Annotated in this window: 19 protein-coding genes; 11 read left to right on the top strand and 8 right to left on the bottom strand. The window is 31.6% G+C overall.

The features are described 5' to 3' along the window. Positions 1–29: 29 nt before the first annotated feature. Genes AMN88_RS03220 through purE form a run of 3 tightly spaced genes read right to left on the bottom strand, consistent with a single transcriptional unit; the run spans position 30 to position 2,037 of the window. On the bottom strand, positions 30–497 hold the full coding sequence (locus AMN88_RS03220; protein ID WP_075536395.1) for a GNAT family N-acetyltransferase: 468 nt from the start codon (positions 495–497) through the stop codon (positions 30–32). After that, positions 498–1,544, bottom strand: coding sequence for a 5-(carboxyamino)imidazole ribonucleotide synthase (locus tag AMN88_RS03215; protein WP_075536394.1), 1,047 nt, complete (start codon positions 1,542–1,544; stop codon positions 498–500). It abuts the gene before it with no gap. Position 1,545: 1 nt separating this feature from the next. Then, positions 1,546–2,037, bottom strand: a complete 492-nt coding sequence (gene purE, locus AMN88_RS03210; RefSeq protein ID WP_075536393.1) for a 5-(carboxyamino)imidazole ribonucleotide mutase — start codon at positions 2,035–2,037, stop codon at positions 1,546–1,548. Positions 2,038–2,131: 94 nt separating this feature from the next. On the opposite strand from purE, the gene AMN88_RS03205 reads away from it, so the two are divergent. From AMN88_RS03205 to AMN88_RS04595, 4 genes are read left to right on the top strand one after another with little or no spacing between them, the layout of a single operon-like run. Next, complete coding sequence (locus AMN88_RS03205) at positions 2,132–3,097, top strand: membrane dipeptidase (RefSeq protein WP_075536392.1); 966 nt, start codon at positions 2,132–2,134, stop codon at positions 3,095–3,097. A 2-nt stretch (positions 3,098–3,099) separates the two neighbouring features. Then, entirely contained in the window at positions 3,100–4,761 is a 1,662-nt protein-coding gene (locus AMN88_RS03200; RefSeq protein WP_075536391.1) for a hypothetical protein, read from the top strand. 2 nt (positions 4,762–4,763) lie between these two features. Next, a complete protein-coding gene (locus AMN88_RS03195; RefSeq protein WP_075536390.1) occupies positions 4,764–5,375 on the top strand; it encodes a DUF3726 domain-containing protein in 612 nt (203 codons plus the stop codon). Further along, positions 5,368–5,535 carry a hypothetical protein gene (locus tag AMN88_RS04595; RefSeq protein WP_168189248.1) on the top strand — a complete coding sequence of 56 codons (168 nt, stop codon included), beginning with the start codon at positions 5,368–5,370 and terminating at the stop codon, positions 5,533–5,535. The genes AMN88_RS03195 and AMN88_RS04595 overlap by 8 nt, the downstream gene beginning before the upstream one ends. On the opposite strand, the gene AMN88_RS03190 is transcribed toward AMN88_RS04595, so the two are convergent. The 5 genes from AMN88_RS03190 to AMN88_RS03170 all read right to left on the bottom strand — a co-directional run bounded on the left by AMN88_RS03190 (position 5,532) and on the right by AMN88_RS03170 (position 10,318). After that, positions 5,532–6,077 carry a hypothetical protein gene (locus AMN88_RS03190; protein WP_075536389.1) on the bottom strand — a complete coding sequence of 182 codons (546 nt, stop codon included), beginning with the start codon at positions 6,075–6,077 and terminating at the stop codon, positions 5,532–5,534. The two genes, AMN88_RS04595 and AMN88_RS03190, sit on opposite strands and share 4 nt — an antisense overlap. Positions 6,078–6,232: 155 nt before the next feature. Next, the gene (locus AMN88_RS03185) at positions 6,233–7,591 is read right to left on the bottom strand and encodes an aminomethyltransferase family protein (RefSeq protein ID WP_072090416.1); all 1,359 of its coding nucleotides are present in this window, start codon (positions 7,589–7,591) and stop codon (positions 6,233–6,235) included. Then, on the bottom strand, positions 7,584–8,312 hold the full coding sequence (locus AMN88_RS03180) for a methylenetetrahydrofolate reductase (protein ID WP_075536388.1): 729 nt from the start codon (positions 8,310–8,312) through the stop codon (positions 7,584–7,586). The genes AMN88_RS03185 and AMN88_RS03180 overlap by 8 nt, the downstream gene beginning before the upstream one ends. A 58-nt stretch (positions 8,313–8,370) precedes the next feature. Beyond that, positions 8,371–9,258: an ABC transporter permease gene (locus AMN88_RS03175; RefSeq protein WP_075536387.1), complete on the bottom strand. Its 888-nt coding sequence runs from the start codon at positions 9,256–9,258 to the stop codon at positions 8,371–8,373. Positions 9,259–9,307: 49 nt separating this feature from the next. Continuing rightward, entirely contained in the window at positions 9,308–10,318 is a 1,011-nt protein-coding gene (locus tag AMN88_RS03170) for a glycine betaine ABC transporter substrate-binding protein (protein ID WP_075536413.1), read from the bottom strand. Positions 10,319–10,590: 272 nt separating this feature from the next. On the opposite strand from AMN88_RS03170, the gene AMN88_RS03165 reads away from it, so the two are divergent. From AMN88_RS03165 to AMN88_RS03135, 7 genes are read left to right on the top strand one after another with little or no spacing between them, the layout of a single operon-like run. Continuing rightward, entirely contained in the window at positions 10,591–11,778 is a 1,188-nt protein-coding gene (locus tag AMN88_RS03165; protein ID WP_075536386.1) for an aromatic ring-hydroxylating oxygenase subunit alpha, read from the top strand. Between the two features lie 11 nt (positions 11,779–11,789). Next, positions 11,790–12,830: a homocysteine S-methyltransferase family protein gene (locus tag AMN88_RS03160; protein ID WP_075536385.1), complete on the top strand. Its 1,041-nt coding sequence runs from the start codon at positions 11,790–11,792 to the stop codon at positions 12,828–12,830. Beyond that, the gene (locus AMN88_RS03155; RefSeq protein WP_075536384.1) at positions 12,830–15,235 is read left to right on the top strand and encodes a GcvT family protein; all 2,406 of its coding nucleotides are present in this window, start codon (positions 12,830–12,832) and stop codon (positions 15,233–15,235) included. The genes AMN88_RS03160 and AMN88_RS03155 overlap by 1 nt, the downstream gene beginning before the upstream one ends. After that, on the top strand, positions 15,235–15,861 hold the full coding sequence (locus AMN88_RS03150) for a class I SAM-dependent DNA methyltransferase (protein WP_075504709.1): 627 nt from the start codon (positions 15,235–15,237) through the stop codon (positions 15,859–15,861). Before AMN88_RS03155 ends, AMN88_RS03150 begins: the two co-directional genes overlap by 1 nt. Next, positions 15,858–17,093 (top strand): M24 family metallopeptidase, encoded by a 1,236-nt coding sequence (locus AMN88_RS03145; protein WP_075536383.1) that lies wholly within the window; start codon positions 15,858–15,860, stop codon positions 17,091–17,093. The genes AMN88_RS03150 and AMN88_RS03145 overlap by 4 nt, the downstream gene beginning before the upstream one ends. Next, positions 17,093–17,503 carry an adenylyl-sulfate kinase gene (locus tag AMN88_RS03140; RefSeq protein ID WP_075536382.1) on the top strand — a complete coding sequence of 137 codons (411 nt, stop codon included), beginning with the start codon at positions 17,093–17,095 and terminating at the stop codon, positions 17,501–17,503. Before AMN88_RS03145 ends, AMN88_RS03140 begins: the two co-directional genes overlap by 1 nt. Then, positions 17,500–17,874 carry a cytidyltransferase gene (locus AMN88_RS03135; protein ID WP_075504706.1) on the top strand — a complete coding sequence of 125 codons (375 nt, stop codon included), beginning with the start codon at positions 17,500–17,502 and terminating at the stop codon, positions 17,872–17,874. The genes AMN88_RS03140 and AMN88_RS03135 overlap by 4 nt, the downstream gene beginning before the upstream one ends. Positions 17,875–17,878: the final 4 nt, after the last annotated feature.

Here is a 17,878-nt window from a genome sequence, read left to right as displayed (position 1 = left end):
AAAATAGAACAACAATTAAAAATAATTTTTTAATTATCGTCAATAAACATACTTAAATAAACAGAATTGATGTCTTCTTTATAGTGTGCAAAAGGTTCGCATACGGTGAAACCAGTTTTTTTGAAAAGTTTTCTTGCGGGTATAAAAAAATCACCTGCCCCTGTTTCGATACTTAATCTTTTTATTTTTAACTTTTTAGCTTCATCGATTAAATGATTGATTACATGGATCCCTTTACCTTGTTTTCTAAAATTATCGTGAATTCTTATAGATTTAAATTCCCCATGTTCTTTATCTAAAAATTTTAAAGCACCACAACCGATCAATTTTTCATCATCCCACAAACTCCAAAACTTAATTGATTGAACTTTTAAACCTGGAATGTCAAGGACGTGAGCACTTCCCTCTGGAGAAGCAGCTCTAAGCTCAACAAAATGCTTAGTTAGAAGCTCATTAACTTCTGGATTATCAAAATTACCTTCTATTGATTTTAACATTTATACTAAAGTTGTGATATGACCCATTTTTCTTTTTTCTTTTATATCTTTTTTCAAATAATCAAAGAAAAATTCGTTGTCATTAAACTTTTGCATATTTCTATAATGAGTAATTTGATCACCAAGCAAATTCATCATTTTAGCATTAGATATTTTTTTTAAAGGAATTTGTTCTAAACCACAAACAGCTCTTACGTGATTTTCAAATTGACTCACATTAAAAGCATTTATTGTTAGATGACCTGAATTATGCACTCTTGGAGCAATCTCATTAACATAAAGATTATCATTTCTATCAATAAAAAATTCTACACACAAAGTTCCAATATATTTAAGTTCTTCAGCTATTAGCATTGCCCAATCTTTAGATTGATTAAAAATCTTTTCATTAATATCAGCAGGTATTTTTGAATACTTTAAAATTTGATCTTCATGAGTGTTTTCTATTGGTTCATAAATTTCATATTTATTATTACTAAATCTTGTGATTATTATTGAAATCTCTTTTTTTAATTTTACAAATTTTTCAAGAATATATCCTTTTGAAAAATCAATATTCAATGAATTAAGATCATCACCTGATTTAATTGGATATTGACCTTTGCCATCATAACCAAGTGTTGTTGTTTTTAATATTCCTGGCAAAAAATCTTCTAAAGCATCTATGTCAGATTTTTTTTCGATTGAAACATATCTGGTTGTTCTAATATTTAATTTATTAACAAAATCTTTTTCAGCCAATCGATGTTGAATTAATCTGTTAACTGAAGGCTTTGGCAAAACAGGTTTAAATTTGTTTATTTCATTTAATGTTTCATAAGGAATATTTTCAAATTCATAAGTGACTAAATCAACCTGATTTATAAATTCTGATATTTTTTCTTTATTATCATAACTTCCTGTAACAAATTGATTACAAAAATTTTGTGCTGGCGCATCTATGTCATCACAAAAAACAACAGTTTTAACATTTAATTTTTTAGCCGCTATTGCAAGCATACTTCCAAGTTGTCCACCCCCAATGATACCAAGAGTAATTTCTGACATTTTATTTTGGAGATTTCTTTACAGATTTAGTTTGTGATGTTCTAAAATTTTTAAGTTTTTTTCGAACATTTGAATTATTATTAGCAATTATTGCTGCAGCTAATAAAGCAGCATTAATAGCGCCATCCTCTCCTATAGCAAGCGTTCCTACAGGAATTCCTTTAGGCATTTGTGCAATTGATAACAAACTATCCAAACCTTTAAGTTTTTTACTTTCAACAGGAACACCAAGTACTGGCACATGTGTAAGTGCTGATACCATACCTGGAAGATGAGCAGATCCTCCAGCACCCGCAATAATTACTCCTATATTATTTTGCTCAACTTTTGCAGCATATTCATACATTCTTTGTGGTGTTCTGTGAGCAGATATAATTTTTGTTTCAAATGAAACTCCAATTTTTTTTAGGGTTTTTTCGGCTAGTTTCATTACTTTATAGTCAGATTGACTTCCCATTATGATTGAAACTTTTAATTTACTATTTTTTTTCATGAAAATTGATCAATCTGTTTATTTCAAAATTAACTTAAAATTTCAATAAAATTAATAGTATTTAAAATACATATTGATTAGAGTTAAGCATACTATGAATTATAAAATTGATAATCTTCAATATTGTAATTGGTCTAGGAAAATCTTTGAGATCAATAGATCTGCCGGATTAGATGCTGTTCATGTTACCATTGTCTACCATGAAGATTTTGATGAATTACAACTTGAAATTAAAAAATGGGAAAAATTATTTCATGAAAATTCTGATTTAATTTTTCTTGGTAAGAATTTCCAAGATATTGAGAAAGCTAATAAAGAAAACAAAACTGCAATATTTTTTGGTTTTCAAAACTGTTCACCAATTGAAGATGACATAAATCTTGTTGAAAAGGTTCATCAATTAGGATGCAGATTTATGCAACTTACTTATAATAACCAGTCTTTGCTAGCAACAGGTTGTTATGAAAAAGTAGATAGTGGAGTTACAAATTTTGGACGTGAGGTTATAAGAGAGATGAATAGAGTTGGCCTTGTAGTTGATATGTCACATTCTGCAGAAAAAAGTACTATAGATGCAATTGAGTTTAGTCAAAAACCAATTGCAATTACTCATGCCAATCCATCTTTTTGGCATCCAGCTAAAAGAAACAAATCCTCAGATTTATTAAAAATTTTAAGTGATAGTGGTGGTATGTTGGGTTTATCATTATACCCACATCACTTAAAAGATAACACAAATTGTACTCTAGATAGTTTTTGTGAAATGGTGGCAAAAACAGCTGAAATAATGGATGTAAAAAAAATAGGAATAGGATCAGATCTTTGTTTAGATCACCCAGATACTGTTGTTGAGTGGATGAGAAATGGTTCTTGGTCTAAAAGTAAAAATTATGGTGAAGGTTCGAAAAATAAACCAGGTTTTCCAAAACAACCTGACTGGTTTCTTGATGCAAGAGGGTTCTCAAATATTGAAAAAGGTCTAAAAAAAGCAGGTTTTTCAGAAACCGAGACACATGGAATACTTGGAAATAACTGGTACAATTTTTATAAAGCTATTTAATTATGAAAGTTGAATTAAGAGACCCAAACAAGATAATGAAATTATCAAGGCTAGGATCTTTTCATCAATCAAAATTATCTTTTTTAAGAAGTTTTCTTAATGAATTTAAAGAGTGGGAGTATAAAAGAGATTTATTTAATTTAAACGAAAATGGTTTTGGAGAAGCTGTTTATTCATTTAAAAAAAATAAAAGAGTTTATTCTTTAGTTTGTTTTGCAAATGAAATCAAAGATGAAGAAAGATCAGATAGAGTTATTGCAACAAAATGGGATGCAGCTTTTACATTACATGATGGAGTTCCTACAAAAAAAGATATTGAAAGATTAAAAAATGAAGTTCCAAAACAAGAAGTTGGTAGACTTTCTTATAAAGAATTAACCTTATCGAGAGCAAACAAATCAGTAAGAATTTATAATCACGTAGTTGAAAGTTTGAGCAAAGGTCAGCAGCCAGATTTAAACTTATTATCAAAAGTAGGCTATTTATATAGGACTACAGCAGTATATGGCTCGGGTAAATTTGGTCTTGCAGATCGGTTTAGAATTAAAAATCGTGAAGAAATTAATGGTCCATTCAGATTAGAAATGATGTTGGTATATTTGGTAAGACAATTTACTTTTGATCAAGTTAATCATGTTGCTTATCATAAAAATCCAAAAACAGCCGTTAAGCTAGATGAAAATATTTGTAAAAATTTAGGAATAGGTAATTCCACAGGCTTGGGTATGGCTCCATTTATAGTCAATCACCCTACTCTATTAAATAATTGGATTTTAAGTAGAGAAAAAGCACTTAAGAAAATTAGAGAAATCAAAGATGTAGAAAGTCAAGATAGTGATTTGTTTATAGATTGTGTAAAAAAATCTTTAAAAAATATTACAAGCTGGAATACTGATAGCGAATATCAGCAAACAAAAATCTCATCATTACTAAAAGATGTTGAAAAATTTTTAAATTTTATAAACAAAGATTTTAATTTTGAGATCGAATATCCTTTTAACAAAATATATCTATGGTTGGAGGATAATACTTGCGAGGAATGCATTGAATACATTGTTTCAATAATGATGGAACCTTATAATAATATTGTAAATCCTTTGGTAAAAGAAATGAGTTCAGATGAAGAAAAATATTTTAATATTCCAACTCATAGAAAAGTTGAAGAATTGCGTAATATCATTGAAGCAAAGTATCCAAACATTTTAGATATTAATTTTGAAGAAAAAGAAAATAATAAAAACTTTTGGTTTATTTCAAAAAATAAAGAGGAACCTCGATTAGCTGATCGTTTTGAGGAGCATGGATCAGAATTAGAACAGCCTTTAGCAATAGCAAGAGATATAAAAAAACTTTATGACAAATTATTAGTCTCAAAAAATAGTTTAACTATTGCTGAATTTTTAACATCAAATTCTGAATTAAGACATGTTGTGAGGAGGGCATTCATTGTAGAAAAATTTCCTTATTCAGAAATACAAGATAATACAATTGGTAAAGATTTAATGCCAATTGATATGCTTAGACTAAAATTGTCTTTTTTTGGCGCATTAAAATTTGATCCACGATCTGACAAATGGTTAAGAATTTGTATGTTCCAAGGTGCTCCACTTCCAAATGAGTTAAAAAGTTATGACGAGCAGTGGGTATATAAAACCAATATTTAATAATGAAATCACTAAGTGAAATTGAAACTACTGTTAAAAGAGCTTCAAAGGCAGCAGGATATTCTTGGGGAGTTTCAGAGGAAACAGGAAAAAGCATAAGATTGTTAGAGCTATTTAGTTTACCGGGTATTAAGCACCTTAATGAATATTTTAATCAAAAAAATAAAAGTAAATTTGAAAATTTGAATTTAATTAGTGAAAATAACTCTTCATCAAATAATCCTTACTGTCCAATTACTTTAGGTGTTAGTTTTTTAGATCAAATAAATGTTTTAGAAAATTTAAAAAAAATTGAGTTTAAAAATGTTGCTTATCCAATAATTTTTATTTCTTTCATAAGTCGTTCATCAGAAATTATTGGAAAAAAAATCAATGTAAAAATAGATGAAAAAAAAATGTTACTAAATTTAAATGTAAATATTATTTCAAATTTTATTGATCAAGAATTTCCAAAGATAGCGAATACAATTGAGGTCAATCTATTTGAAAATGAAGATAACTTTACAGATGATGAATGGAACAATTTATATAAGTTATCCGAAGAAACTTTTGTTGAAGAGAGTGATAGTTTAAAAGAAGGTGCAGCAGGTGCTGGTTTGACAGATAATGATTGATAAAATTGATGAAAAAAATCTAAAGGTAGATACTGAAGAATTAAACAATATTTGTGATGAATGCAAAGAGGAAGACGAAAGTGTTACTCAAAATTTAATTCTTACTGGGTTTAAATTATGTAAATCTTGTAGAGTATCTAAGACTATTTTTCCGCTTTAACTGATTTGACTTACTGGAAGCATATTCATTCTACTCATCACAAATGAGATAGATAAAAATGCAATAATTAAAAAGGATAAAAGCACAATTCCAAAAGATTTAAAATTAGATTTCAAATTCAATATTTGTTTAGTTGAAATTATTAAACCTGCAAAAATCCAGAACTGAGTAAGAAAAATTATTGGTATCATTAAATCTGGTGTGACCGCAAAAAATCTTAATAAACCAGGGGCATGTGCAAATCCAACAGCTGTTAAAACTTTTTTGAACGAAACTTTTGTTTGTTTGTCAGGAAATAATTTTACTCCAATTACAAAAATAAAAATTGCCCATATTAGCCAAGTAACTATTGCAGTTAGACCAGACATTGCAATAGCTGTTTTAATAATGGTATTAGCTGCAACTGCGCCAGCGATACCATCTAGGATCATTATAATACCAGCAAAGTATATTGATGCTTCTCCAAAATTTTTATTATCAGAATAAAGAGTTTTATCTAATTTTATTGACTTAAAAATTATATTTAAAAATTCAGCAAACATTAATTTTTTTTATTTTTATTTTTTTGAGCCTTATAAGAAACAATTAATGGAAATATTATTAAAGCAATAGTAATGATAATGCAAACTGCTATTAGAAAACTTTTGGTCATTAGAATTGAAAAGGGGAGCTGAAATCAGCTCCCCCTTAATAAATTTTAGCCTTTTACAACTTCTCTTGTATTTGCGTTGAAAGACTCTTTAAATGGAATATCCACCACAACAGCATCCACAGGTGTTCCTGGAGTTTCTGAATATTGTTCTGGTAAATGAACTTTATATTTAGTTCCCACTTTTCCTTTTGGAAAACCATTTGCATTTAACGTTCCATCGAAAGGAACATATCCCATTGCAATGTTTGTTTTCTTTTCAGGATGCCACCATGGTGATGTTAAAAATCCTACTGGATCACCACCACTTTCTGGGGAAACTAACCAAAAGTCAGGTGCATAATTATCAATAGGTTTACCACCTAATTCCATACCAACTAATTGAAGTTTATAAGGTTTTTTTCCTGCTTTTAATTCTTCTTTCATTTTTTCTAGTGCAGCCTTACCAACATAATCAGCAGTTTTGTTCCATTCTCCTTTTCCAGACAAAGAAACTTGATATCCAAGGTTACATTGGAACGGATTGTGTTGCTGATCCATGTCTTGTCCCCATGAAAGAATACCTGCTTGAATTCTTCTATGGTGAGCAGGAGCAATAACCATCAAGCTATGTTTTTTTCCAGCCGCGAGTACAGCATTCCACATATCTTCAGCGTACAAAGTTGAATTTCTTAAATAAATCTCATAACCAGCTTCACCCGAGAAACCAGACTGAGAAATAACAACGTCTCTTCCCCCGACTTTAGCTGCTGCTAATCCGTAGAAAGGCATATTATCAAAATCAACTTGATCGCCACATAGATCTTTCATTAATGCTTTTGATTTAGGTCCTTGTATTTGAACTGGACTGACATCAATTTCTTCAATAGTACAATTGAATCTCCCATCAGCATTAACACCTTGTAAATACATTCCAATATCAGAGTCTGATAATGAAAACCAAAACTCATCTTCTGAAATTCTTAAAAGAATTGGATCATTTAAAACTCCACCGTATGCATTACACAAAATTACATATCTCGCTCGCATAGGAGAAATTTTTGTTGCATCTCTAGTAATCACATAGTCGGTAAATTTTTCTGCATCAGGACCTTTAACTCTTATTTGTCTTTCAACAGCAACGTTCCACATTGTAACGTGGTTTACGATAGCATCGTATTCAACCATAGCTCCACCATCTTCAGGTTTTACGTAACCTCTTGGGTGATAAATTCTGTTGTATACAGTTGCTCTCCAACAACCTGCCTGCATTGATAAATGCCAATAAGGTGATTTTCTTACCCTTGTTGAAATTAACATTTCAACTTTTGTTGGCCCACTTTGTCTTAAGTTATATGGTACTTCTCTGTCAGATTGATCAACAGAAGTAACATGTTTTAGTTTAGTATAGTCAAATTCATTAGACATAACTATTCTCCTTCAACCACTTGTTAGTTTCCTTCAAGCCGCCGAATGTATAAATGTGGAAGTTATCAGTGTGCGATTTAACTTTCCCAATTAAATCATTAGGGTCTTTAGGTTTCAGTAAATCTAATGCCTTAGTAAAATTAGATTTAAGAAAGTTTAAGGAATTTTTTGCCCCAACAATATTAGCAAATTTAATTAAGCTAGATATTTTTAATGGCCCAGTAATTCCCACATGCACTGGTACGCTTTGCTTAGAAATAAAATCTATAATAGGCTGAGGATCTAGTAACCATTGAGTTACAATATAATCAGCATAAGGCTTTTTATCTATCATAGCTTTTTCTAATTCTGAGTCGGATATATCAGGACTCCCCTCTGGGTGTCCAGCAATTCCTATTTTCATTTTTTCAAAATAACCTGTTTCTAGAAGTTGAAACGAACTGTCAAATTTACCAGCAGGCTCTCTTCCACCGCCTATAATTAAAGCTTGTTTAACTCCACCATCCTTACATCTTGAAACATAATCTTTAAGTTCGTTTTCATCCTGCATTGATCTCGCCGGAAAATGAGGCACTGGATTAAAACCTTTTTTTACTAGCTCTATGGCTTTTTCAGCTGTCTCTTTATAGTCTCCGCCAGGCAGCATTGTAATGTATACATCGTTCACAGCTGGGACTGTTTCAATGTCGGTTTTAGGACCTATTTCCAAAGAAAAATTCATTTTCTTGGATCTTTATTTATTTTAAAATATGAGTCTAGAAAATTCGATTGAGGTAAATTTACTTCTTCAGCTGGCCTCTGTGCTTTTGAATTCGTTGTCCGTACTGCTGTGTCACCCTATCAAAAATAATTGCTAGAGCTACAATTGCTAAACCATTCATCATTCCAAGGGCTAAATATTGGTTAGAAATGGCCTGCAAAATAGGAACTCCCAATCCTTTTACACCTATCATTGAAGCAATTACTACCATTGCTAGAGCCATCATAATCGTCTGATTAATCCCAGCAAAAATGGTTGGTAGAGAAAGCGGTATTTGAACTGATCTTAATTTTTGCATTGGGGTTGCCCCAAAAGCTTCGCTGGCTTCTAAAGTTTCTTTATCAACTTCTCTAATCCCTAGATTTGTTAATCTTACAATAGGGGGAAGAGCATAAATACATACAGCAAGCAAACCAGGAACTTTACCAATACCAAGAAGCATAATGATTGGAATTAAATATACAAAGCTTGGAATAGTTTGCATCATATCTAAAACAGGTAAAATTGCTTTTTCTGCTCTTGCTGATTTTGACATTAACACTCCAATTGGAATTCCAACAACAATGCAAACTAATGTAGAAACGGAAATGATTGCAACTGTAGCCATACAATTTTTCCACATTCCAAAGTAGCCAATTACCAAGAAACAAACCACTGTACCAATTACAAGCTTAACACTTCTTGATCCAATCCAAGCCAATATAGCAAACATACCGATTACTAAAGGCCATGGGCTATTTACTAATAATTTTTCTAACCAAATTAAAAAATGTAACAGTGGATCAAAAAAACCTTCAATACCATCACCATACGCTCTAGAAAATTCTTTGAAACTAGAATCAATTCCTTTTTTAAGCTCTCTAAGAGCCGTTCTATCCATTACAGGAATTTTATTAAAGAAGTCCATAATTTTTATTAAATCAAACCCGCCGAAGCGGGTTTGATAATATTTTTAATTAAAGTGCTTTTTTGATTTTTTTTGCAGCATCACTTGAAACCCATTTACTCCAAACGCTCTCTTGAGTTTTAAGGAATTCAATTGCAGCATCAGCACCTTCTGCTTGGTTTTCACCCATCCAAACTAACATACCGTTCATAACTGGACCTGGGTATGTTCTCTTCTTAAAGTATTCCATACCAGCACTTCCAGCTGTATTTTTGAAATTATCAGTTACGATTGTGTAAACTTCAGATTTTGTCCATGAAGTTGCTTTAGGGTCTCCACATTCTTGTTCTGGTAAAACTATACATTTATCCCAGTTATCTTTTCCACCCCAAGCTCCCATATCTACAGCTCTCATATCATATTTACCAATGATAGCTGTTGGTGACCAATAGTAACCAAACCAGTTTTCACCTCGCTCAGCAGCTTTAGCAATTGAACCATCTAATCCTGCAGCAGAACCTGTTTCAACAATAGCCCAACCTTTTGCTTCCATGTCAAAAGCTTTGTAAAGATTTCTATTACTTAGCTCACAGTTCCAACCTGGAGGACAAATATGAAAACCACCTTTTGATGGATCTTCTGGATGAGGAAACAGATCTGGTCTTGCTAAAATTGCTTCAGCAGTTGTTAGCTCTGGATGTTTTTTAAGTGTGTGAGGTAATACCCACCAACCTTCACCCAAACCAGTAATTGGCGCTTTGTTAAGTGAGTGCATTTTACCTTCATCAACAGCTTTATTCAAAGCGATGATAGCAGCGTTAGCCCAAAACTCTGGAGCAACATCTGGCTCACCTTTTTCTTGCATTGATGTAAATGTAGGCATTGTAGCACCAGGCACTAATTCTACTGAACATCCATAACCTTCTTCTAATATGATCTTGTCAACTTCAGCCATAAAGTTTGCTGAAGCCCAGTTCATATTAGCAATTGTTATATTTCCACAAGCTGCATTCGCAACACTTCCAAAGGAAGTAAGACCAAACACAACAGCTAGTGAAAGAAGTATTCTTTTAATCTTCATTATATCTCCCAACATTTGATTCATTAAAAAGTTAAATTGAACATATTGAGCATAATAATGCAAATTTAATTCAACTATTGGTTGCAGTAAAATTGTCTTTAACTGACCAAAATTTTTGTTTAGGGTTTTAATATGATTTTTTCTGCAAATTTTTTTTTCAAAGAATTTGTTTATATTTTAAATTGCAAAACTGTTTTTCAACAAATCATAATTAGAGAAAGATAATTTTAAGCCTCGATTAATTTTTTAATTAATTAAAAAAAAGGAGGTTTATGAATTTAAATAAAAAATTATCAGACATCTTAGATCCCAATAAAATAGAAGTTGTTAAAAATCCTATAGAGAAAGCTCATGGATTACCTAATGAATGTTATTTGAATAATGATTATTTAGAGTTTGAAAAAGAAAAAATATTTAAAAATAATTGGACTATGATTGGGGTTGCAAGCTCTGTACCAAATCCAGGCGATGCTAAACCTTTTAATCTTTTAGGGATACCAATACTAATAGTTAGAAACAAAGATAACGAAGTAAAAGTTTTTCATAATGTTTGTAGTCATAGAGGTTTCAAATTAGTTGATCAGGAATGTAAATTAAAAAATGTAATAAGATGCCCTTATCATTCTTGGTCCTATGATTTTAATGGAAAATTAACTGTTACTCCACATATAGGAGGACTAGGAAAACATGAGGTTGAAGGGTTCGATAAAAACAAGAGTAACTTAAAAGAAATTAAATCAAATATTTGGATGGATTTAATTTTTATTAATATTAATTCTAATGCAAAACCATTTGAAGATTTTATTAAACCTCTAGAGGATAGATGGTCTAAGTTTATTTCTAAAAAAGATCAAAAATTAATAAGACATTCAACTGATAACGGATATTTTAATATGACAGTAAATAGTAATTGGAAATTTGCAATTGAGAATTATTGTGAAAGCTATCATTTGCCCTGGATACATCCAGAGCTAAATAAAGTTTCAAATATTTCAGATCACTACCATATAGAGGATGATAATTTTAATTTTTCAGGACAAGGAAGTAATAAATATTCACAACAATTCGATGGAAATATTAAATTTAAATGCTTTCCTAACTGGCCAACTGAACTTTCTGAAAAATCTGAATATGTATCATTGTATCCAAACGTAATGTTAGGAATACATATTGATCATTTTTATGCATTTTGGTTAGAGCCAATTTCTAACAATCAAACAAAAGAACATTTCGAATTATATTATGTTGGAGATGAAAGCGCATCCAGTGATGAGTTTAAAGACATAAGAGAAAAAAATTTTGCATTTTGGCAAGAAGTTATGAACGAAGATGTAACTGCAATAGAAGGAATGCAAAACGGGCGAAATTCCCCAGCTTACAATGGTGGGAATTTTTCACCTGTAATGGATACTCCTACTTTGATGTTTCATAAGTGGGTTGCAACCAACTTAACAAAATGAGAGGGTAAATTATGAAAAAAGATCTAATTACAAGATTAAATGAAGGTCCAATAATGTGTGCAGAAGGCTATCTTTTTGCAATGGAAAGAAGAGGTTATCTTTCAGCAGGTCCATTTGTTCCAGAAGTGGTTTTAGAACATCCAGAAGTAGTAACTCAATTACATCGAGAATTTATTAGAGCTGGTTCAGATGTTGTTCAGGCATTTACTTATTATGGTCATAGAGAAAAGTTGAGAATAATTGGCAAAGAACACTTGTTAGAACCAATGCAAAAAGGTGCTCTTAAAATTGCAAAAGATGCTGCAGCTGAGTTTAAAGATTTAGATCTTATGGTTTGTGGAGATGTGGCAAACACCAATGTATTTGATCCAGGTGATGCCAATACTCATAAACAGTGTCAACAAATGTATGAGGAACAAGTAGCTTGGGCAAAAGAAGCTGGTGTTGATTTTGTTATTGCTGAAACAATAAGTTGGACTGACGAAATGAAAATTGCATTAAAAGCAATTAAAGATGCTGGACTTATTGCAGTTTGTAATTTTGCAATCCCTAGAGGGGATAAAACTAGAGAAGGTCATAGTGCTGAGGATGCATGTAAGATGATGGAGGATTTAGGCGCTGATGTCGTTGGATTAAATTGTTACAGAGGACCCGAGATGACAATGAAACTTTTAAAAAAAGTTAGAGATAAAGTTTCATGCCATGTATCAGGACTTCCTGTTCCTTATAGAACTACTGAAGAAGAACCTGGTTTCTTGAATATCACTGATCATGGATGTGACTGTATTCCAGGTGGAAATGCATTTCCAGTTGCGTTAGATAACTTATTTTGTAACAGATTTGAAATGGCAGAATTTGCAAAAGATTGTGTAAAAAATAAAATAAATTTTATTGGTATATGTTGTGGTGCTGAAGCTCACCACGTTAGAGAAATGTCAGTTGCGATTGGAAAGAAACCAATTTCAATGAAATATATGCCTGACATGAGCAAACATTTTCATCACGGTACTGATAAATCTTTGAAAAAAGTAAACAAGGAAATTAAATATTAATGGAAAAGCATGCCAAAGTAGTAATCATAGGAGGTGGTGTAGTTGGGTGCTCTATACTTTATCATCTATCTAAATTTGGATTAAAGGATTGTATTTTACTTGAGAGAAACGAACTAACATCAGGATCTTCTTGGCATGCTGCAGGAAATGTTCACGTGATTTCATCTGATCCTAATATCTCTAGGATGATGGCTTACACAATAGGTTTATACAAAGAGATTGAAAAAGAGTCTGGTCACTCAACTGGATTTAAACCTAGCGGGGGTTTTTACTTAGCGTCAAATGAAGTGTGGGCTGATTATTTAAAGAGAGAAAGATCAAAAGCAAGATACATGGGACTTGATCAAGAGTTTATTTCTCTAGAGGAAGTGAAAAAAAAACATCCTTTAATTGATCCATCTCGATATTTGTTAGCTTTGTGGGATCCTATTGACGGTGAAGTCGATCCATCAGGAGTTACTTACGCTTTTGCAAAAGCTGCAAAAGTTCATGGTGGAAAATATTATACTCACACTGTTGTTAAAGATACGAAACAAAAAGAGGACGGAACTTGGGATGTCTTTACTGAAAAAGGAAACATCAATGCTGAAATAGTAATTAATGCAGGAGGACTTTGGGCAAGAGAAGTTGGTCAACTAGCTGGGCTTAATCTTCCAGTTCAACCAATGGAGCATCATTATTTGATCACTGAACCTATTCCAGAAATTGAAGCAATGGGTGACCAAAGATTACCAATTGGAACAGATTTTGAGGGAAATATTTACTTTAGACAAGAAGGAAAAGGAATGTTGCTTGGAACTTATGAGCCAAAATCAACTCCTTGGAAAGTTGAAGGCACACCAATGAATTTTGGACATGAGTTACTTGAGCCAAAGTTAGATAACATTGAAGATAGACTAGCAATTGGTTTTGAGAGAATGCCAGCATTAGAGCGGGCAGGAATAAAAAATATAGTTAATGGACCTTTTACTTTTGGTCCAGATGGAAGCCCTCTTATTGGTCCAGTACCAGGAATGAAAAATTATTGGGTTGCTGTTGGTGTTATGGCTGGATTTTGTCAAGGTGGTGGTGTTGGAAAATGTATAGCAGAATGGATTATTGATGGAGAACCATCAATTGACGTTTGGGCAATGGATGTTGCTCGTTTTGGAGATTATGCATCACCTCAATATGGAACAATAAAATCCTCAGAAAATTATGAGCGAAGATTTATTATGACTTTTCCAAACGAAACTTTACCAAAGGGAAGAAAACAAAAAACTACTGCACTGTATGATCGTTTTGTAAATCAAGGTGCTGTTATGGGAGATAGCTTTGGATTAGAAAATGTTTTGTGGTTTGCAAATAATAAAGAAGATGCTCATGAAGAACCTACTATTAAAAGATCAAGATCACATGACTATGTTTCAAAAGAAGTTATTAATGTAAGAGAAAATGTTGGTTTAATCGAAGTTGCCAACTTTTCAAAACACGAATTCAAAGGTCCTGATGCTAGAAAATTTTTAGATCACATAATGGCTGGAAGACTTCCAAAACCAGGAAGAATATCTTTATCTCCAATGTTGTCGTATAGAGGGAAATTATGTGGTGATTTAACGGTTGCTTGTTTAGATGAAAATGAATTTATGGTATTTGGTTCTGGAGCTGCTCAAGAAATGCATAGACGTTGGTTTGAGAGTCACATAGATAAATTTAATTTAAGTTATTCTAATAGATCTGATGAGTATCATGGATTGTCTATTGCAGGACCTAACTCAAGGAAAGTTTTAGAAAAAATTGTAAGAGAAGATGTTTCAAATGAAAAATTTAAATTTAGAGACTCTAGAAGAATGTTTGTTGGGGGAGTTCCAGCAATAATAAATAGAATTTCATTTACTGGTGAACTCGGATATGAAATTTATGTAGCACCTCACTATCAATTAAAACTTTATGAAGAATTAATGGAGGCTGGAAAAGAATTTAATATTAAACCATTTGGTGGAAGAGCATTAATGTCAATGAGGTTAGAGAAAAATTGGGGAGCTTGGACATTAGATTATAGAACAGATTTTACAGCAAAAGAGACGGGTTTAGATGCTTTTATTAATTGGGACAAAGAGTTTATTGGTAAAGAAAGTGCACAAAAGGAAAATTCTTCAAATAAACTCATACCATTAATTGTTGAAACAAATGATATTGATGTAACAAATAATGAAGCTGTTATGAATGGAGATCAAAGTATAGGTTACGTTACTTCAGGTGGTTTTGCTCATTTTGTAAATAAAAGTGTGGCGTTTACTTTTGTTGATCAAAAAAACATTAATTCTGAAAATAAAATTCAAGTTGAGATAAATGGAGATTTATTTAATTGCTCAATTATTAAAGAACCACTTTATGATCCAAGTGGTCAAAAAATGAGAAGTTAATGGCACAAAAAGACGTAGGAAACAAAATTCCAATTTATAAACTTAAAACTACTGATGAAGTTATGAAGTACTACGATGAGTGGGGAGACAAAGATAAATATAATAAAGACATGGTTGATTGGAACTATACTGGACCCAAAGAAACCGCTGAAATATTTAACAAATATGAGAAAAATAAAGATACTTTAATTTTTGATGCTGGATGTGGAACAGGTTTAGTGGGATTGGAGCTTAAAAAATATAGTTTTAAAAATTTTCATGGAGCCGATTTATCTCAAACTTTATTAGACACTGTACCAAAAGATCTTTATCAAAAATTAGTAAAGGTTGATTTAAATAAACCAATAGAAGTTGAGGACAACTTTTATGGTGGAGTTATGTGTGTTGGAACATTTACTTTTGGGCATGTAAAACCAAATGCATTAGATGAATTTATAAGAATAACAAAACCAGGTGGTTTAATTTGTTTCACAATTAATGAAGGAATTCATGAAGAGTATGGTTTTGATAAAAAAATTGATATACTCAAAGATAGCAAGAAGTGGGAAGAAGTAGAATTTTTTAAATCCGACTATATTGCAAGCAAAGATGTTAACGCATGGTTAGGTTTGTATAGAGTATTATGAGGTTTAGTAGAAAAATAGCTCCTGAGATAAAACCAAGACAAAATTTTATTACTAAAAAAAGATTAAGAGAAGATGAAATTGATTTTGATAAGTTAAGATCATATCGTTTAGATAGGGTTAGAAAAGAATTAGTAAAAAACAATTTAGAAGCTTGTATTCTATTTGATCCAGTGAATGTTCGTTATGCTTTAGATACTGTAAACATGAGTGTCTATAATATGCATAACTTAACAAGATATTGTTTTGTACCGGTCAATGGACCAACTATTCTTTATGAGTATTTTAATTGTGAAATATTATCGAAGCATTTAAATCTAATTGACGAAATCAGACCCGCAATCACATGGGATTATTTTAGTAATGGAGATCAAGCAAATTTACAATTATCAAAATGGATAAATGAAGTTAAGGATTTATCAAAAAATTATTTTAAAACTAAAAAAATTGCAATCGATGTTTTAAATGGTCCTGCGGTTACAGCTTTAAATAAAGAAGGAATTGAAGTTGTAGATGCAAAATTGATTTTAGAACAAGCAAGAGTAATAAAATCACCTGATGAATTGACTTGTATGAAAGCAGCAATAGAAGTTGCAGAAAAAGGTGTATCAAAAATGAGATCAGATCTTAAGCCAGGAATGACTGAAGATGAATTGTGGTCAATTTTACATAAAACGAATATTGAAAATGGAGGTGAGTGGATTGAGTGTAGGATTTTATCGTCTGGTGAAAGAACAAATCCATGGATGCAAGAGAGTAGTAATAAAGTTATGCAACAAGGAGAAATTGTTGCTTTTGATACAGATATGGTTGGTCCCTATGGATACTGTGCTGACATATCAAGAGCCTTTGTAGTTGGACATAAATTTAATGATGAGCAAAAAAAACTATATTCAATGGCTAGAAATCAAATTGATCATAATTTTAGATTAATAAAACCAGGAATGAGTTTTAAAGAATTTATAAAAAAATCTTGGGTTTTGCCTGATGCGTATTATGGAAATAGGTATTCATGTATGGTTCATGGAATTGGGTTGTGTGATGAGTGGCCTCAAATAAGATATCCAACTGATGGTGGAGAAGAAGGTGGAACTTTTGAGAAGAACATGACAATTACACTTGAGAGTTATATTGGTAAAGTTGGTGGTAAAGAAGGTGTAAAACTTGAACAACAGTATCTTGTAGGTGAAAATGGACTTGAATTAATGTCCCATCATCCGTTAGAAGATATTTAATGAAAATTATTTTAGTAATGGGTTTGCCTGGAGCTGGTAAAACAACTCTAGCAGATGAAATGGCACCACTTTTAAATGCAAAAAGATTAAATGCAGACGAAGTAAGAAAAGCTGCAAACGATTGGGATTTTTCCGCAGAGGGAAGAGTAAGACAGGCAAAAAGAATGGCTGAAGCTGCTTTAAAATTAAAAGCAGAAGGTCATTATGTAATTGCTGATTTTATTGCACCAACTCCTGAAGCAAGAAGTTTGTTTCCAGCAGATTTTAGAGTGTGGGTCGATACAATTAAAGAAGGAAGATTTGAAGACACTAATCAAATGTTTGTTAATCCTAAGAGTTTTGATTTTCATGTAACATCTCAGGATGCAAAAAATTGGGCACCAAAAATAATAGAGGAGATAAAAAAATGACATATCAATGGGATAACAAAAAACCAACAGCACAAATGCTGGGAAGATGGCAACCTTTTCACGATGGACATTATACTTTGTTTAAAGAAATTATTAAAAAAACTGGACAAGTTTGTATTCAAATTAGAGATGTACAAGGTGTAGATGATAATCCTTTTGATTTTGAAACAGTAAAAAAAAACATTGAAGACAGGTTAAATCCTGAGTTTGAAGGACAATTTAAAATAATGTTAGTACCTAATATTACAAATATTTGTTATGGTAGGGGAGTTGGATATAAGATTGAGGAAATAGTTTTAGATGAAGAAACTCAAAAAATATCAGCTACCAAGATAAGAGCAAAAATGAGAGAAGAGGGAAAGTTAAAATAAAATT

It is taken from the genome of Candidatus Pelagibacter communis (assembly GCF_001180165.1).
Taxonomy (GTDB): Bacteria; Pseudomonadota; Alphaproteobacteria; order Pelagibacterales; family Pelagibacteraceae; genus Pelagibacter; species Pelagibacter ubique_P.
This window is presented reverse-complemented; position numbering and strand designations above follow the sequence as displayed.